5 protein-coding genes are annotated in these 19,113 nt (G+C 33.9%); all 5 read left to right on the top strand.

Features of this window, described 5'->3' with window-relative positions:
• Positions 1 to 4: 4 nt before the first annotated feature.
• Positions 5 to 970, top strand: coding sequence for a mannose/fructose/sorbose PTS transporter subunit IIA (locus tag IGJ76_RS09180; protein ID WP_067480484.1), 966 nt, complete (start codon positions 5 to 7; stop codon positions 968 to 970).
• Between the two features lie 48 nt (positions 971 to 1,018).
• Entirely contained in the window at positions 1,019 to 1,828 is an 810-nt protein-coding gene (locus IGJ76_RS09175) for a PTS mannose/fructose/sorbose transporter subunit IIC (RefSeq protein WP_067480487.1), read from the top strand.
• 17 nt (positions 1,829 to 1,845) lie between these two features.
• Positions 1,846 to 2,760 carry a PTS system mannose/fructose/sorbose family transporter subunit IID gene (locus IGJ76_RS09170; RefSeq protein ID WP_067480490.1) on the top strand — a complete coding sequence of 305 codons (915 nt, stop codon included), beginning with the start codon at positions 1,846 to 1,848 and terminating at the stop codon, positions 2,758 to 2,760.
• A gap of 69 nt (positions 2,761 to 2,829) precedes the next feature.
• Positions 2,830 to 18,717, top strand: coding sequence for an amino acid adenylation domain-containing protein (locus tag IGJ76_RS09165; protein ID WP_430596571.1), 15,888 nt, complete (start codon positions 2,830 to 2,832; stop codon positions 18,715 to 18,717).
• Complete coding sequence (panD, locus tag IGJ76_RS09160; RefSeq protein ID WP_071868199.1) at positions 18,718 to 19,113, top strand: aspartate 1-decarboxylase; 396 nt, start codon at positions 18,718 to 18,720, stop codon at positions 19,111 to 19,113.

The raw sequence follows: 19,113 nt of genomic DNA, 5'->3' as shown, positions 1-19,113 counted from the left end.
AAGTATGGTAGGAATTATCCTAGCAAGTCACGGACAGTTTGCTGAAGGAATCTTACAGTCTGGTTCAATGATCTTTGGCGAACAAGAAAACGTTAAAGCAGTTATTTTGAAACCAAGCGAAGGTCCAGATGACTTGAGAGCCAAGTTAGAAGAGGCTGTTGCTTCTTTTGACAATCAAGACGAAGTGTTATTCTTAGTTGATTTATGGGGTGGTACTCCATTCAATCAAGCAAATACATTGTTTGAAGAACACAAAGACAAATGGGCAATCGTCAGTGGTTTGAACTTGCCAATGTTAATTGAAGCATATGCTTCTCGTTTTTCAATGGAATCTGCGCAAGAAATTGCAGCACATATCATTGAAACTGCAAAAGAAGGTGTGAAGGTTAAACCTGAAGAGTTGGAACCAGAAGAAGCACCAAAAGCTGAAGTACAGCAATCTGCATCTGGAACTCCAGGTAAGTTTAGTTATGTTTTAGCTCGTGTTGATTCACGTTTACTTCATGGACAAGTTGCAACAGCTTGGACAAAGACAACAAACCCAACTCGTATTATTGTTGTTTCTGATGCAGTAGCTAAAGACGAACTTCGTAAAAAATTGATTCAACAAGCTGCTCCTCCAGGTGTAAAAGCTCATGTTGTTCCAATTGAACAAATGATCAAGTTAGCTAAAGATGACCAACACTTTGGTGGACAACGTGCTTTACTTTTATTCGAAAACCCACAAGATGTTTTAAGAGCGGTTGAAGGTGGCGTACCATTAGAAACAGTTAACGTTGGTTCTATGGCTCATTCACCAGGTAAAGTGCAACCAAATAAAGTATTGGCATTTAGTCAAGATGATATTGATACTTTCCGTAAACTTGAAGACGCTGGCGTCAAATTTGATGTACGTAAAGTACCAAATGATTCAAAAGGAAACATGGATGAAATCTTGAAAAAAGCACAAGAAGAACTAAACAAAAAATAATAAACAAGCATAGTTTTAACTATCAGAGAAAAATGGAGGCTTAACATCATGGAATTAAACTTTATTCAAATGATATTAGTCGTTATCGTAGCATTTTTGGCTGGTATGGAAGGAATTCTTGATGAATTTCATTTCCATCAACCAGTAATCGCATGTACGTTAATCGGCTTAGTTACTGGGAACTTAATACCTTGCCTTATTTTAGGTGGTACTTTACAAATGATCGCTCTTGGTTGGGCAAATATCGGCGCTGCTGTAGCTCCCGATGCTGCTTTAGCATCTGTTGCATCTGCAATTATTTTAGTATTAGGTGGTCAAGGAAGAGCTGGGGTTTCTTCAGCTATCGCGATCGCTGTACCTCTAGCTGTAGCTGGTCTATTATTAACAATTATCTGTCGTACAATCGCAACGGCTTTCGTTCACTTGATGGATGCTGCTGCTAAAGAAGGTAACTTCAGAAAAGTTGAATTATGGCATATTGTAGCAATTTGTATGCAAGGTATTCGTATTGCGATTCCAGCTGCTTTGATCTTGGCAATCGGTGAAGGTCCTGTGAAAGGCTTACTTGAATCTATGCCAGTTTGGTTAACAGACGGTTTAGCAATCGGTGGTGGTATGGTTGTAGCTGTAGGTTATGCAATGGTTATCAACATGATGGCTACAAAAGAAGTATGGCCATTCTTTGCAATTGGTTTCGTATTGGCAACTGTTTCTGAAATTACTCTTATCGGACTTGGTGCAATCGGTGTAGCTCTTGCTCTTATCTACTTAGCCCTTTCTAAACAAGGCGGCGGTTCAGGTAACGGCGGTGGCTCAAATACTGGTGACCCACTAGGCGATATCATAGATAACTACTAAAGGAGGCGTACACGAAAATGGCAGAAGAAAGAATTCAATTATCGAAAAAAGATCGTATTTCTGTTTGGTGGCGTTCAACTTTCATCCAAGGATCATGGAACTACGAACGTATGCAAAATGGTGGCTGGGCTTTCTCAATGATTCCAGCAATCAAAAAATTATATAAAACAAAAGAAGACCGTGCAGCTGCACTAGAACGTCACTTGGAGTTCTTTAATACTCACCCATATGTAGCTTCACCAATTCTAGGGGTTACATTGGCACTTGAAGAAGAACGTGCAAATGGTGCACCTGTTGACGATGTAACAATTCAAGGGGTTAAGGTTGGTATGATGGGACCTTTAGCTGGTATCGGAGATCCAGTTTTCTGGTTCACAGTGAAACCAATCCTTGGCGCATTAGCAGCTTCTCTTGCAATGAGTGGTAATATCTTAGGTCCAATCATCTATTTCTTAGGTTGGAATATTATTCGTATGGCTTTCATGTGGTACACACAGGAATTCGGCTACAAAGCTGGTTCAAAAATCACGGAAGATTTATCTGGTGGATTACTACAAGACATCACTAAAGGTGCTTCAATTCTGGGGATGTTTATCTTGGGTTCATTAGTTAACCGTTGGGTATCAATCAGCTTTGCGCCTACAGTATCTACAGTAAAACTTGATAAAGGTGCATACATCGAGTGGGACAAATTACCTGCTGGTGCTGAAGGAATTAAATCTGCTTTGGAACAACAAGCAGCAGGTTTATCTTTAACTTCTTCTAAAGTTACTACATTACAAGACAACTTAGACAGCTTGATCCCTGGTCTTGCTGCACTATGTTTAACATTGTTCTGTATGTGGTTACTTAAGAAAAAAGTATCACCTATCATCATTATCCTTGGATTATTCGTGGTTGGTATTGTCTTCCACTTAATCGGATTGATGTAAAAATTATAATCAGATAGTCTGAGCTCATTTTGAGCTTCAGACTATTTTTTTTAGGGAGGTAGCGTTATTATGACCGATAGTTTAGTTAAAATGTTTGAAAAACAAGTTGTGAAAAGTCCGAATGCAATAGCTGTTGAATTTAAGAATGAATCAATGAGCTACAAAGAGTTAAATGAGAAAGCAAATATTGTAGCTCATTACTTAGTGACAGAAAAAAAGATAAAAGTTGGCGACATTATTCCTTTATTGTTGGAAAGAAATGAGAATATTATTATCGCAATGTTAGCAGTTTTGAAAGCGGGTGCAGCATACACAGCACTATCTAAACAGTATCCAGAAGCTAGAATTGATTTTGTACGAAAACAAACGAAGGCCAAACTGCTGATTGATGATGAATTTATGAATCAAAAATTTGAACAAAATTCAACTAATCTGGATATTCTAGTCAATGAAAATGAAAAAGCGTATTTGGTTTATACTTCAGGAACTACAGGAAATCCAAAAGGAGTAGTTCACACGCATAAGAGTGTTTTAAATCATATCAAGGCGTATGCTGAGTTTTTAGCTATCAAAACTGCTGCACCACTTAATATGCTCTTTTTGGTTAACTATGTTTTTTCCGTTGCAACAACTCAGATTTATACAGCATTGTTCAATGGACATAAACTGGTTATCTCTGAGCCAAACTGTTTGGAAGATATCGATACATTTTCACAATATATTGAGAAAAAAAGAATTAATTATTTTCAAAGTACACCATCACTCGCAGATAGCTTAGACTTTTCAAAATTATCTCAACTAAAAGCTGTAGCCGTGGCAGGCGAAAAACTACCACCCAGTCTTGTCAAAAACGCGAAAATAAATAAAGTGAAGCTTATTAATGTATACGGGCAATCAGAATTTCATTCTGTGACTGCTAAGGTTATTGATTCGCTAAAAGACATCAATAATATTGGCGCTACGTTAACGAATATGACTACTTATGTATTAGATGAGTCGTTTAACGAAGTAGAAGTTGGCGAAATTGGTGAAATTTGTGTTGCAGGTGATCAATTAGCCAAAGAATATTTAAATTTAGATGAAGAAACGAAAAAGCATTTTGTAGTGAATCCGTTTGGTGAAGGAAGATTGTGTAAAACTGGTGATTTAGTGAAAAAATTGACTAACCATGAATATGAATTTGTGGGGAGAAATGATTTTCAATTAAATATTAATGGAATTAGAACTGAACCGGGGGAAATCGAAGTTCAAATCAATAAAGTAGAAGGAATCAGTAATTCGGTAGTAATAGGTTATAAAAACCAATTTATTCTTGCCTATTATGTAAGTGATGAACGAATTGATGAACAACAAATAAAAAAAGTCGTTAATATGGGTGTACCTGAATATATGCAACCTCATGCTTATGTCTGGCTTGAAAAGCTACCTTTAAATGATAATGGAAAACTAGATAGGAAAAAATTACCGGAAGTAACTATTGCCAGAAAAAATTTTGTAGCGCCAATAAGTCAGCATGAAAAAATCTTAGTTAGCTTAATTGAAAAATTATTAAAAGTTGAAAAAGTCAGTGTATTAGATAACTTTTTTGAGCTTGGTGGTACTTCATTGCAAGCAATCAAGTTGTCTAATCAACTAATGAATCAAACAAATAAAAAAATATCTACAAAATTAATTTTAAGTACGGATAGTATTCAAGAGTTAGCGGCTACTATTGCTGCTCAAAATTCAGTGAAAGAAATCCCACTAGTACAAATTAATACTACAGAAACATTCATGAGCCCAGCTCAAAGAAGGATGTTTGTTTTCTATCAACTAAATAAAAAACAAACGAAGTATAATGAACAAACAATTTTAGATTTTAATGGATATGTAAACATTAACAAATTAAAGAAAGCGCTATCTTTATTAATGGATAAGCATGAAACACTAAGAACTCGATTTCTTACAAAAGATGGAAAGTATATCCAAAAAATTATGCAAGAAGGGATACTTGATTTTAAGATTATTCCTTTTGTCTCGGATTTCGAGTCATTGGTTATACCTTTCAACTTAGAAGAAGGACATACGATGCGTGTTCGCTTGTTAAGAGGAGATAACAATGATTCTTTATTTATAGATAAGCATCATATTATTACAGATGGAACCAGTGAAGAAATTTTTTATAAAGAATTATCAGAAGCTTATGAAAATGAAAGCCTATCAATGCCTGCATATCATTATAAAGATTACAGTAATTGGTTTAATCAACAAGATGTAGTCAACGAAGCTGAATGGTGGAGAAACTATTTAGAAGGATATCAAAGATTAGAGTTGGCAACTGATTATCAATACCAGAAGAATCTCTTATCAATTGGACAAACAGAAATATTTACATTTGATGAAAAATTATTGAGTGAATTGAGAGCATTCTCGAAAAAAAATAAAGTAAGTGAATATGTTGTTTTATTTACGACTATTTGCTTCTTACTATCTAAAATATATTATTCAAAAGACTTTATTCTAGGCACAGTTGCTAATGGCAGAGTGCATGAGAAAACAGAAGATATGTTAGGAATGTTTGTTAATACGTTACCAATTAGAGTAAGTATTGATCAGAATCAAAGTACAGTTGAATTTTTACAAAAGATGAATGAAAATATTTTGTCTGCAGTTTCGAATCAAAATTATCAATTTGAAGAAATTGCGAAAGATTTAAATGTAGCAACTGATGGGAGAAATCCATTTTTTGACTGTATGTACGTTTACCAGCAAAGAGATTCTCAAGAATATTTTTCTGGTGAAGCCAAAAGAAATCCATACAAAACTTCAGCGCCTAAATTTCATTTAACTTTTGAAGTAGAAGATTATGGATCGGCAATGTCTTTATACTTGAATTACGATACTTCTCTTTTCAAGAAATCTACGATTGCTAGATTAGGTAATCAATTTTTCAGATTATTAGAATCGTACTTACATTCTGAAAATAAACGATTAAAAGATGTGACTCTTGTTTCCAAAGAAGAGCAAGAAAAACTAATTCAACATACTCAGGTTTCGCCTAAACCAAATGTCATTCATTTGATAGAAGAACAAGTCGATATCCATCCAGATAGTATTGGACTGCGGTTTGAGAACAAATCATTGACCTATCTAGAATTAGATAATGAAGTGAACCGAGTAGCGAACTACTTGCTCAGTGAGTATCAAGTTGGTTCGGAGCAAAAAATTCCTTTATTGCTTCAAAGATCTGAAAAAATGATTATTGCTATTTTAGCTGTTTTAAAAACAGGAGCTGCTTATGTTCCAATTAGTCCAAAATATCCACAAGAGCGGATTGATTACATTATTGAAACCTGTAAATCAAGCTTCATTATTGATGATCAATTTATGCATCAAGACTTTCCTAATAACACAGCTCGTCCAAATCAACGTATAAATGCAAATGATTTAGCTTATATTATTTTTACCTCTGGAACGACAGGAAAGCCTAAAGGAGTAATGGTCGAACATGGAAACCTAAGTAATTTTGTGGTAGAAGTTCCAAAAATGGAACATTCAGGAATGAAATCAGGAATGATTAATGGCGCTTTCTTTGAATATGTGTTTGATGCATCTATTCATGATTTGATACGTCCATTTACAATGGGTGAAAGTGTCGTGATGCTTGATACGAATCTAATTTATGATATTGATCGCTTTATTAAAACCTTGAATCATTATCATGTAGAGGCAATCGGTATGACACCATCGTTAGCTGGCAAGATTGATCTTAATTTAGTTCCAAGTATGAAAGTTATTCATTGTGGTGGTGAGTCCATTACCTTAGAAGTGATTGAAAAGTATGCCAAAACAGGCATACAAATAAATAATTGTTATGGTCCAACGGAAACGACTGTTTTGAGTTTTGTAAATAATGATACAAAGGACCTTTCTATTGGTAAGCCGATAGGCGGGGTAAAACCTTATGTATTAGATGATAATCAAAAACTACTTCCAGCTGGTGCTGTAGGTAATCTCTATATAGGGGGAAATCAGGTAACTAGAGGCTACATTAATCAATTAGACGAAACGAATCAGCGATATATTATGAATCCTTTTGGAACAGGAATTTTATATAACACTGGAGACCTTGTTCGTCAATTGGAAGATGGGTCATATCAATACTATGGTAGAAAAGACCAACAAATCAAGATTAGAGGATTCAGAATTGAGTTGCCAGAAATTGAAAAGCAGCTAAAAGAAGTAAAAAAAATCAAACAAGTTGCAATAGTAGTAAGCAAAGATAATTTGATTGCTTACTATACTGCTGATGAAGTATTGGACGCAATGTTGTTGAGAAGAAAAGTTAGTGAAAAGCTTCCAGATTATATGGTACCGGCAGCTTATATTCGAATTTCTGACATACCTTTAACAATTAATGGAAAAATAGATAGTAGTAAACTACCAGTTCCAAAGTATGAAGAAGAATATATTGAACCTAAGACAGCCAGAGAAGCCGAGATTGCTCAAGCGTTTTGTGAAGTATTAGAGATACCAAGAGCTTCCGTATGTACTGACTTTTTTAGAATGGGCGGGAATTCGATTGCAGCTATTTCATTAGCGAACCTAATTGATTTACCTGTGAAAGAAATTTTTGAACAGAAGACGATTCGTAACCTTTCGAGAGTTACAGCTAAAAGCCTAAAAATTGAGAAACAGAATTTTCCTAATGAAGAAGCCCAACTGTTATCTTATGCGCAGGAACGACTTTTTTATATTGATCAATTAGAGGAAGGCACGCAAGCTTATAATGTGCCGATAGTTATTGTTTTAAATCCAAAGGTAGATTTGAAAAAATTAGAAAAAGCTATTCAGGAAGTAGTTCAACGACATGAAATTTTGAGAACAGTTATTGTTGATTTTCATCAAAAAGTACTTAACACACAAGTCGAAATTACGCATCAACCAATTAAAAATAGCGACTATTTTTCGTATGAATTTGAGTTAGATAGAGAAATACCAATAAGAGTGAATATCTATCAACATGTTCTAACTTTTAATATTCATCATATCGCTTTTGATGGCTGGTCTACTAATCTATTATTAGGTGAGATAGCTAAGTTATATCATGGCGAAAAATTACCAGATATGGACTTACAATATAAAGATTTTGCAACTTGGCAACGGAAAGTGCAAACGAATGAAACATTAAAAGAACAAAAAGCTTATTGGATCGATCAGTTAGCTGATTATGAAGAATTAGATTTTCCTACTGATTTTGCTCGGCCTAGAGAATTTGACTATAAAGGGAAAGAATACACGTATGAGCTAGACGAAGCACTAATTACTAAATTAAAAGAACTTGCTCAAACGGAAAAAACAAGTTTATTTTCTGTAACTTTAAGTGCATTTATGATCTTACTCTCAACGTATAGCAATCAAAAAAATGTAGTTGTTGGTACACCAATTGCCAACCGCCATATAAAAGGTACGGAAGAGTTGATTGGTTTTTTTGTTAACACGCTAGCTTTGAGCGCAAATGTAGCCCCTGAATTGACAATTAATGAATTCATTCGTTTGAATAGTGAACAAGTAATTAATGCACAAAAATATCAAGATCTACCATTTGAAAATATAGTAAATGAGTTGAATATTTCAACAGATTTATCAAAAAATCCAATTTTTCAAATTATGTTCGGTTTCCAAGATGTCTCTGACGTATTGTCCTATAAAGATGTGTATCTTGAAATCAATGAAGCGTTAGATTTGGATAGTACTAAATTTGATTTTTCAATGATGCATAGAGAAAACGCAATCGATTTTACGTACGCTACAAGTTTATTTAGACAGGAAACAATTGCAGATATTGCCAAAACGTATGAACGAATTCTACAAGAAATCGTTGATGAGCCAGGGCAATTAATTGCTGAACTTACGTTAACGGAAAATAGTGTGAAAAAAATAGAAAAAGAATATCCACATAAGCTGATTCACCAGTTATTTGAAAAACAAGCTGAAACAAATTCAAATGGCCTAGCAATTATATACAAGAAGAAACGATTAACCTATGCCGAACTGAACGAGGAAGCAAATAAATTTGCTCATACATTAATTGACCAGTATGGAATAAACCCAGAAACTTGTATACCAATACTCATGGATCGATCGGAAAAATATGTAGTTGCAATACTAGGAATTTTAAAAGCTGGAGCTTGTTACGTGCCGCTAAGCACAGAGTATCCTCAGGAACGGATCAATTACATTATTAAAAAAACAAATGCACCATTTGTGATTACAGAAGAGTTTAGGGTTTCTTCACACAAAGTAGAAAACCCAGATGTTCAATTAGAAAATAGTAATCTTGCTTATTTGATATTTACTTCGGGCACAACTGGGCTTCCCAAAGGTGTAATGATTGAACATCAAAATGTCATCAACACAATTTACAATCAAATTGAACTATACAAAATAACTAAAGAAACAAAAGCGATTCATTTTGCAGACTTTGTGTTTGATGCATCTGTTTTTGAATTATTTTACACATTATTAGCAGGAGCTACGACTTATTTATTGGATCAGGACACTAGAATTGACTATCAAAATTTGAAACAATTTATAGTTACAAATGGAATTGATTTAGCTACATTACCACCAGCAATTTTGAATGGGGATGATTTATTAAATCTAAAAACATTGATTGTTGCTGGAGAAACGACACCAAAAGAAATTTATGAAGCTTATAATAAAAAAGGTACAACCATAGCAAATGCGTATGGTCCAACTGAAACAACTATTTGTGCAACTACAAAATTTTATGAGCCAGGTATGGATACTAGAAACATTGGGAAACCTTTAAAAAATGTTACTGCGTGGGTACTTGATGAAGGATTAAGACAACTTCCATATAACGCAATAGGCGAATTATATATTGGAGGAAATGGTTTAGCTAGAGGCTATTTTAAAGACGATGAAAAAACAAAACAAGCTTTTATTTCACACCCAGAAAAAGGAAGACTATATAAAACAGGGGATTTAGTTAAACAGTTACCAACCGGAGAGTTATTATACATTGGCCGAAATGACTTTCAAGTTAAAATACGAGGTTACCGAATTGAATTAAAAGAGATAGAATCTCGTATGCTAGAAATAGCATCTGTTAAACAATGTGTGGCTGTAGTTAAAGGCGCCAATATTATCGTTTATTACACGGGTGAATTTCATTCTTCTTTAGAAAATGTTTTACCGGCTTATATGGTACCAAATAAATATATAAAATTAGAAACGATTCCATTAACGATCAATGGAAAAGTAGATAGAAAGCAATTACCTGAGCCTATTTTTGATCAGCAAAAATTTGTATCCCCACAAACTAAAAGAGAAAGAGAAATAGCCAATGCTGTTTGTGAGTTACTGAATATAGAAAAAGTTTCTATCATGGATGATTTTTATAAACTAGGTGGTAATTCTATTTTAGCGTTAAAACTATCTAACAAAATAAATCTACAAGTGAAACAAATCATGCAAGCAAAAACAATTTTTTCCATGGCGAAAATGAAACCAAGACAAAAACAACTACAGAACTATCAAGTAAAAAGGAAAGAAAAAATTGAGTTATCATTTGCGCAAGAGAGATTGTGGTTTATTGATCAGTTTGAAGATGATAGTAGTGCTTATAATGTTCCAATTATTTTAACTTTAAGAACAAACACAGTTAGGAAGAAAATAGAAGAAGCCCTAATCCAAATAGTTGATAGACATGAAGTGTTGCGAACGTTGATTGTCGATGGTTATCAAGTCATTCAATCAGAAAAACTTAAAATTTCACACCAAGAAATAACTGCAGAAGAATTTGTAGAGCAACGATTTAATTTAGAAAAAGAAATTCCAATCAAAGTCAATATTTATAAGAATCAATTAATGATTAGTATCCATCATATTGCTTTTGATGGATGGTCAACGGAGATCTTACTAAAAGAATTAAATGATTTGTATCATGACAATGAATTACCACCATTACAAAATCAATATAAAGACTATGCTTATTGGCAAAGAGAATTTTTAACTGATAGACAACTAGATAAGCAGAAAGAATACTGGAAAGAATATTTGGCAGCTTATCAACCGTTAAATCTGCCAGCAGATTTTAAACGGCCAAAAGAATTTTCGTATGTTGGAGCGGATGTCAGAAGTGTATTCAAGAAAGAATGGCAAAATTCTTTGGAAGACTTAGCTAAAAAACATGGGACAAGTCTTTATACGATTATGTTAACTTTACTGGATATTGTACTCTCACAATACAGCTATCAACAAGAAGTAGTTGTAGGAACACCGTTTGCCAATCGTCATGTCGCGGGTACTGAAGATTTAATTGGATTTTTTATCAATACATTACCTATTAGGACCAAAATTACAAATAACTTGAGCCTAGGTGAATTATTTATCCAAAATAATGAAGCCGTGCTAGAGATTCAAAATAATCAAGACATTCCATTTGAACAAATTGTCAAGATGTTGAATGTTCCACAGGACACTTCAAGAAATCCAATTTTTCAAGTTCTATTTAGTGTTCAAGATTTTGCTCCAACCAATTTGATAAAGAATGATGTGTTTATAAACTGTAATGAGGAATTAAGTTTAAAAACTGCAAAATATGACTTATCTGTATTGGTAGAGAATGGTTTTATCAACTTTAACTATTGTACGGATATCTATAGTGAGGACACAATTCGATCAATGCTTGATAGCTATACAGCATTGATTAGACAAGTAATCGAAAATGATTCAACAAAGATAGCTAATCTTTACTTGCCGGAAAAAATGTCACTAGGAGTAAAAAAAGAATATCCTCAAAAGACAGTTGTTGATCTTTTGGCTGAACAAGTTATCAGAACACCAAAAGCAATTGCGATTGAATACCAAGAGAAAAGAATAACTTACGCAGAGTTTGATTTATTGACTAATCAATTTGCTAACTATTTATTGAGTAATGGTGTCAAGAGAGGGGATAAGGTGCCACTCATTCTAGAACGGAATGAAAAAATGGCAATTGCTATTTGGGGAGTACTAAAGGCAGGTTGTGCTTATGTCCCAATTTCTCCCGAATTTCCTGAAGAAAGAAAAGAATATATTCTTAATCAATTAAATTGTACGTTAGTGGTAACACAATCCTTTGAGGGATTTTTAACTGGAAGTCAATCTTCGATAAAAATGAGACCAACTCTCAATGAGTTAGCTTATATCATTTTTACTTCAGGAACCACAGGTAAACCTAAAGGCGTGATGATTGAACATGCAGGATTGAGCAATCGTATTCAATGGATGAACGAAGTGTACCCAATAGGCAAAGAAGATAAGGTTTATCAAAAGACGAATTATGTTTTTGATGTATCCGTGTGGGAACAAATCTGGGCAGTTTTGACGGGAGCAAGAATCGTTTTTGCAAAGGAAAATGGGCATAAGGATCCATTATACCTTGCAAGTGAAATTAAAAAGAAACAGATTACTGTTATGCATTTCGTTCCTAGTATGTTGGATGTATTCTTAGATACCTTAGAAACCTATAATATTGTGGCTAATCAAGTGGATATGTCTTCACTAAAATATGTTTTTTGCTCTGGTGAGGCACTAAGTTTAGCAAGTGTTCAACGATTTAAAAAAATGATTCCCAACGCAAATTTATACAACTTGTATGGTCCGACAGAAGCAAGTATTGACGTCACAGCCTATGATTGTAATCCTGTCAATATCAATAAAATTCTTATAGGAAAACCTGTAGCTAATACGAATTGCTATGTGCTGGGAACAAATAACCAGCTATTGCCAGCAGGCGCAATTGGTGAGTTAGCTATTGGTGGTGTTCAATTAGCACGAGGTTATTTAAATCAAGCAGAACTAACGAACGAAAAGTTCTTCAACCATCCAAAAGTTGGGAGGATTTATCTCACAGGTGATCTTGTCCGAGTCAATAATCAAGGAGAAATCGATTATTTAGGTCGAAATGATTTTCAGGTAAAAATTCACGGGTTGAGAATTGAACTTGGTGAAATAGAGAAACAACTAGCAGAAATAAATGGTATCCAGCAAGCAATCGTGGTAAACAAAGATGAGCAACTTATTGCTTATTATTTGAGTTCAGAAAAATTCTCACCAGATTATTTGAGAGAGATGTTAAAAACAAAACTCCCTGATTATATGGTTCCTAAAATCTATATGTATATGGAACATTTTCCATTAACAATCAACGGAAAACTGGATCGTAGTTCTTTACCAACTTCTGAATTGATCCTTGAAGAATTTCTAGAACCTAGAAATGAGACTGAGTTAGAAATACGGTCAATCTTCTCTGAATTGTTGGGACATGAGCAAGCAAAAATTAGCATATTAGATAACTTTTTTAATTTGGGCGGAGACTCAATCAAAGCAATCCAATTGAGCAATCGTCTGAAACAAAAAATGGACAAAACTGTCTCAATTAAACAAATTTTTGATGCGAAAACAATTAAAGAAATAGCGTTACTGATTGATGAACTTGGTGAAGTTCAAATGAGTTCTGAAGAAGGGGAATTAACTGGGAAAGTCAAAATGCTCCCTATTCAAGAATGGTTCTTTGAAGAATATCATTCAGCTCATTTTAACCAAGCATTTGCCATTCAATTACCAGAAGAAGTAGCCATGGATAAATTGAAGGATGCCCTTGTCAAATTGGTTAATTATCATGATGCTTTACGTTTAACATTCAAAGATGGTGTTCAGACTTATGGTCCATCAATTTCAACAGTTGACATTTCATTAGTGAATAGCACGGATGATCTCAATAAAATACAGGAAAGTTTTCAACTTGATGATAAATTGTATCGTTTTTCAATAAAAGAAAATATGCTGATTATTATCTGTCATCACTTAATAATTGATAGTGTATCTTGGCAAATTATTGCATCTGATTTAAAAGAACTTTATGAAGGAAAGAACTTATTGAAGAAACAGACTAGTTATCGTCAATGGAGCGAAGCAGTCAATTCAATTAAACAAAAAAACTTCACTTTTGAAGCGGATAATCTACCTATTGAAAGATATAGATGTGGAGATACGTACCGTAGTACAAAGCTAACTATTAATTCCAATGAAACGAAAAAATTACTAGAAAAAGTAAATCAAGTCTTTAATACAAATATGAATGATCTTTTATTGACGGCTTTAGCTAGAACATTAAAAAAAGTAAATCAAAAAGATATCACCAGTGTAAAAGTAGAATCTCATGGACGTGGAGAAATAGACCCTAACTTGAATATTCAAAGAACAGTCGGGTGGTTTACCACAATATATCCGCAATTGATTTCGACCAATCTACTTGAAACAAAAACCTTTGGACGAGAAGTGAAAGACTATGGGATAAATTATGTTGCAAATAAGGGAATCCATTCAAAAAAACTTCCGTCAATCATGTTTAATTATTTAGGACAAGTAGCTACTGGAAAAGATAATGATTGGTCCATTGTCCAAGCAGAATTAGGGAATCCCACGAATGTAGCATTTACTGAAGTTCTAACAATCAATAGTGCAATTTATCAAGAGATGTTGACATTAGAGTTTAGTGGAGTTATTGAGGGATTAACGGAACTTGCTTCAGAATATGAAAAAGAACTAAAAAAATTGATAGCTGACCTAGAGCAAATGAATCGTACTTACTTGACCGTTGAGGATGTTCAAGAAGTTACTACTCAAAAAAATCTGGATATACTCCAAGCCACGCAGGAACTTGAAACGGTCTTGCTAGCTAATTCTTTACAAAAAGGTTTTGTCTATCAAAGTTTAAATAATTTAACGAATGATGACGCCTACGTTTGTTCATTTATTTTCGAATATGAACAAGCGATTGATGTGGTTAATTATCAGAGAGCTTGGGCTTATGCGCAACAAAAATATCCTACTCTACGTCTATCATTAAATGCGGAATACGGTGAGATTTTACAAGTCATTGCGAAACGCGGACAAGTTGATTTTGACTATCTAGAAAACGTTACAGTTGAAGAGGTTGTCAAAAGAGAAAGACAAATTCCTTTTTCCTTACAAGAAGGTAATTTGTTTAGAGTCAGACTAATAAAATTGAGTTCAACTCATTTTGTCTGCGTGCTAACGAATCACCATGCAATACTTGATGGTTGGTCTAATCCAATCTTGTTAAATACGGTTCATGCTATTTATCATGACTTAGTTAATAATCAACCAGTTCGGATAGTAAAAGACAAAGCTTATATTGAATCACAAGCTTATTTAGTAGAACATACGAATGAAGATAAAGAATACTGGAAAATCCAGCTTAACGAAGTTTTACACCCAGATCTTTCTGGCCTATTCAAAGATGAGATGAGAGATACCAAGATTGAAAACTTTAATCGGATTAAAGATCCCAAGGATAAGATCTTTAAGTTGTCCAAGAATGAACATGAAAAGCTAAGTGGTTTTCTAAAGAAACATGAAATAACAACCAACATTATTATGCAATATGTATGGCATAAAGTATTGAGTATTTACGGTGGGGTGAAAGAGACGACAGTTGGCGTAGTTAATGCTGGGAGAAACTTACCTATAGCTAATGTAGAAAACAGCGTCGGTCTTTACATCCAAACCTTACCAATTCAATTGAAGCATTCGGAAGAAAACATTATCAATCAGTTACATGAACTTCAGGATCTCAATAATGAAGGAATGACGAACGGGTACGTCAATCTCTCAGAGCTACAACAAAATGGTGATCGACTATTTGACACACTCTTTATTTATGAAAACTACCCAGTACCAGAAGGAAGTGGTGAGGATAATCATCTTCGTATTACGAAAACAAGTGGCGTAGAGAAACTAGACTATCCTCTGACAATTGTCGCTTATGAGACAGAAAATGAGTTGAATATACGTATAAAATATGCAGCTGAATTATTTGCTGATAGAACAATTGATGCACTGTTTCATTTGATGCATTACTTAATTGAACAAATTATGAATGAATCAAATCAACTGAAGTATGTTAAGAACGTACCAACATTTGGTTTTGCTGAGTACCCTAAGCAAACAATTGTAGAAATTTTTGAAAAGCAGGTTGTAGAAACGCCGAAAAATATAGCAATTGAATTCGATCAACACATTTACTTGTTTGATGAAATAAATAAACAAGCCAATCGTTTGGCGCATACACTAATTGAAAAATATGGTATCAAAGCGGGGGATAAGATTCCGTTATTGTTGCCTAAGTCTGAAAAAATAATAATTGCGATGCTTGGCATTTTAAAAGCAGGAGCTGTCTATGTGCCAATGGCCACGTCCTACCCTAATGAACGAATTGCTTATATTCAAAAGCAAGTCAAGGCAAAATTGACAATTACTGAAGAATTCATGCAACAAGAGTTCTCTTTAAATGATAGCAATCCTAATGTAGGGATTCTGCCACAAGATTTAGCCTATATTATTTTTACTTCAGGAACTACTGGAAATCCCAAAGGTGTAATGGTTGAACATCGTAACTTCATTTGTTATTTGGCTAATATGATTGCTTCAATTGAGAGAACTGGGACAACTGATATTGAATTTGGTTGCATTGCTGAACCTGTGTTTGATATTTTTGGAACAGAGGTGTTTGGACAAGTATTGAGAGGGAAATCAATTCATTTATTTACGGGACAGCCAGAAGATTTCCCTATATTTATGAAAAACAATCGAATAACAACTTTACAATCTACACCAGGAAAGATTAGTTATTTATTCCAGGAAAATGATGCAAAGATTTTAGAAAGTGCGCTAACAACTATTTTAGTAGGTGGCGAAAAAATGAATGCCTCATTTGCTGATCGTTTCAAAACAATCAATTTGATTAACATCTATGGTCCAACAGAGGGAACGGTATGGACTTCAATGAAAAAAGTAAAAGACAACTATTCAAATATAGGTACGCCATTTCCACATTATGCCCATTATATTTTAGATGAACAGTTGAGGTTGTTACCAGATGGAGCACCTGGAGAATTATATGTTGGTGGACCACAACTTTCAGCAGGATATTATGGACAAGAAAGCTTAACAAAAGCTAGCTTTATCGAAAATCCTTATAATTCTTTTAATTCACCAGAATACACCAGAATCTATAAAACGGGGGATGTCGTTCGAAGATTATTGAATCAAGAATATGAATTAATCGGCCGTAATGATTTCCAAGTGAAGATAAGAGGATTTCGTATAGAATTGGGTGAGATTGAAGCTGCAATGCTGAAAGTTCCTGGGATTAAGCAGGTACTCGCTTTAGCTTTAGGAAAATCAGATAGTAAATATCTTGGCGTTTATTATCAAGGAGAACAAGAAATCGAACGTAAAACCATTGAAGATGTCCTTGCGAAGTATTTAACAGACTATATGATGCCGTCTGGTTATCAATATGTAAAAGAATTTCCTTTAACAATTAATGGAAAAATAGATCGACGAGCTTTACCAAAAATTTCCTATGATAATCAAATAAGATTTATAACACCGAGAAATGAAGTAGAAGACACAATGCTAGATATCGTTTGCGAAGTTCTTGAATTAGAAAAAACGAATATTTCAATACTAGAAAGTTTCTTTAGTATTGGTGGTGATTCTATTAAAGTAATTAAGTTGATTAGTTTGGTTAAAGCTAAGTTGGGATACAAGCTGACAATCAGTCAAGTATTTAAAAATAAAACGATTGAAAAAATAGCAAAAATTATTGATGAAAACAAACACACTCAAGTACGAAGCAACGACCATCTAGAAGTAACTAAGCAACACTTTAATGATGTCAAAGAACAAAAATTAGCATATGCTCAGCAACTATACCAAAGAGTACCAAAGAACTCTTATAGAAACATCAAAATTAGATTTAAACTAAAAGAAACCATTGTTCCAGCACGAGTAGCAGCAGCCGTAGTGGCAGTAGTTGATCGACATGAAGTTCTTAGAACCAAAATTTATGAAGATTACCAAGTCGTAGATGAGCAAAAACTAGTAGTTACTTCAGATGAAATTGATGCTGAAAGATATTTTAATCATGAATTTGATTTGAGCAAGGAAATTCCAATTAAAGTAAATATAACCAACGATGAATTCTGTTGTGTGATTGATCATATTGCTTTTGATGGCTGGTCTACTTCACTATTCTTAAAAGAAATTGAAGCATTTTATGACAAAAAAGAATTAGAACAATTGCCTTATCAATACAAGGATTATTCAGCTTGCCAATATAGCTTCTTGAACAGTGACCGCAAACAACAGCAATTGAAGTATTGGAAAAAAGAATTAGGGAACTTTAAAGGTGTTTATTTAGCTGACAAGATTACTTCTAAAAATCAGCAAATGGCTGGCGGAGATGAATATTTCCATATTGACGACAAACAATACGAAAAACTTCAACAGTTAATTAAGAAAAATGATTTGACCATGCATAACGTTTTATTAAGTATTTTCTATTTAATGAGTGCAAAAATCACGAAGCAATCAAAAATTGCTATTGCCATCCCTACGCTCAATCGAAATGTTGCTGGAGCGGATAAGTTGATTGGATTGTTTGTCAATCAGTTATTGTTGCAGATCGAGATAAATGAAACAGATACGTTTATAACATTTGTAAACAAACTAAATGAAAAAGTTGTTTCAGCGCAAAGTAATCAGGATGTTCCACTTGAACAAGTGCTAGAGGAAAACAAGATTCAATTAAGCGGAAATACGCTATATTTTGGAATTCAAGGATTTAAGGGAGAAGCATTGAGTCATTCTAATTTGTTTGAAGGCATAAAAGAAATGAATCAACAAGTCCAAAAAGATGCTTTCAGCGATTTAACACTCTTTGTTTGGGGACAAACATTGGATTTCAATTATGCTAAAGATTTGTTCCAACCAGATCAAATAAAATTATTCATAGCTGTTTATCAAAGAATCGTTCACTTAATAATTGAAAATCCAATGATTCAAATAAAAGCTATTTTTCAGGAGGAAAATTAAATGTTAGTTGAAATGTTAAAAGGAAAAATTCACCGAGCAACAGTCACCGAAGCAGAACTTGATTATGTAGGAAGTATCACGATTGATGAAGCTTTGATGGAAGCAAGTCACATTTTTGAATATGAAAAAGTACAGATTGCCGATGTTGATAATGGTGAAAGGTTTGAAACATATGTTATTGCAGGACCAAGAGACTCAGGGATGATTTGTTTGAATGGGGCAGCAGCTAGATGCGTCTCTGTGGGAGATAAAATAATTATCATGAGCTACTGTCAGTTAAAAATTAGTGAGGTGACAGATAACAAACCGTATGTTGTTTTGGTTGATGAAGCGAATAAAGTTCAGCGGAAAGTTAGATACGAAAAGTATGGGTTACTAACAGAGGAGCTAAAATAA

Origin of the sequence: Enterococcus sp. DIV0175 (genome assembly GCF_050529075.1) — a bacterium.
Classification (GTDB): domain Bacteria; phylum Bacillota; class Bacilli; order Lactobacillales; family Enterococcaceae; genus Enterococcus_B; species Enterococcus_B thailandicus.
Note: the sequence above shows the minus strand (reverse complement) of the source record. Positions and strands in the feature narration are given on the sequence as shown.

Excerpts from the sequence above, each read along its gene's own strand:
- IGJ76_RS09180 (WP_067480484.1), top strand. The coding sequence starts at position 5 with ATGGTAGGAATTATCCTAGCAAGTCACGGACAGTTTGCTGAAGGAATC.
- IGJ76_RS09165 (WP_430596571.1), top strand. The coding sequence starts at position 2,830 with ATGACCGATAGTTTAGTTAAAATGTTTGAAAAACAAGTTGTGAAAAGT.
- IGJ76_RS09170 (WP_067480490.1), top strand. The coding sequence starts at position 1,846 with ATGGCAGAAGAAAGAATTCAATTATCGAAAAAAGATCGTATTTCTGTT.
- panD (WP_071868199.1), top strand. The coding sequence starts at position 18,718 with ATGTTAGTTGAAATGTTAAAAGGAAAAATTCACCGAGCAACAGTCACC.
- IGJ76_RS09175 (WP_067480487.1), top strand. The coding sequence starts at position 1,019 with ATGGAATTAAACTTTATTCAAATGATATTAGTCGTTATCGTAGCATTT.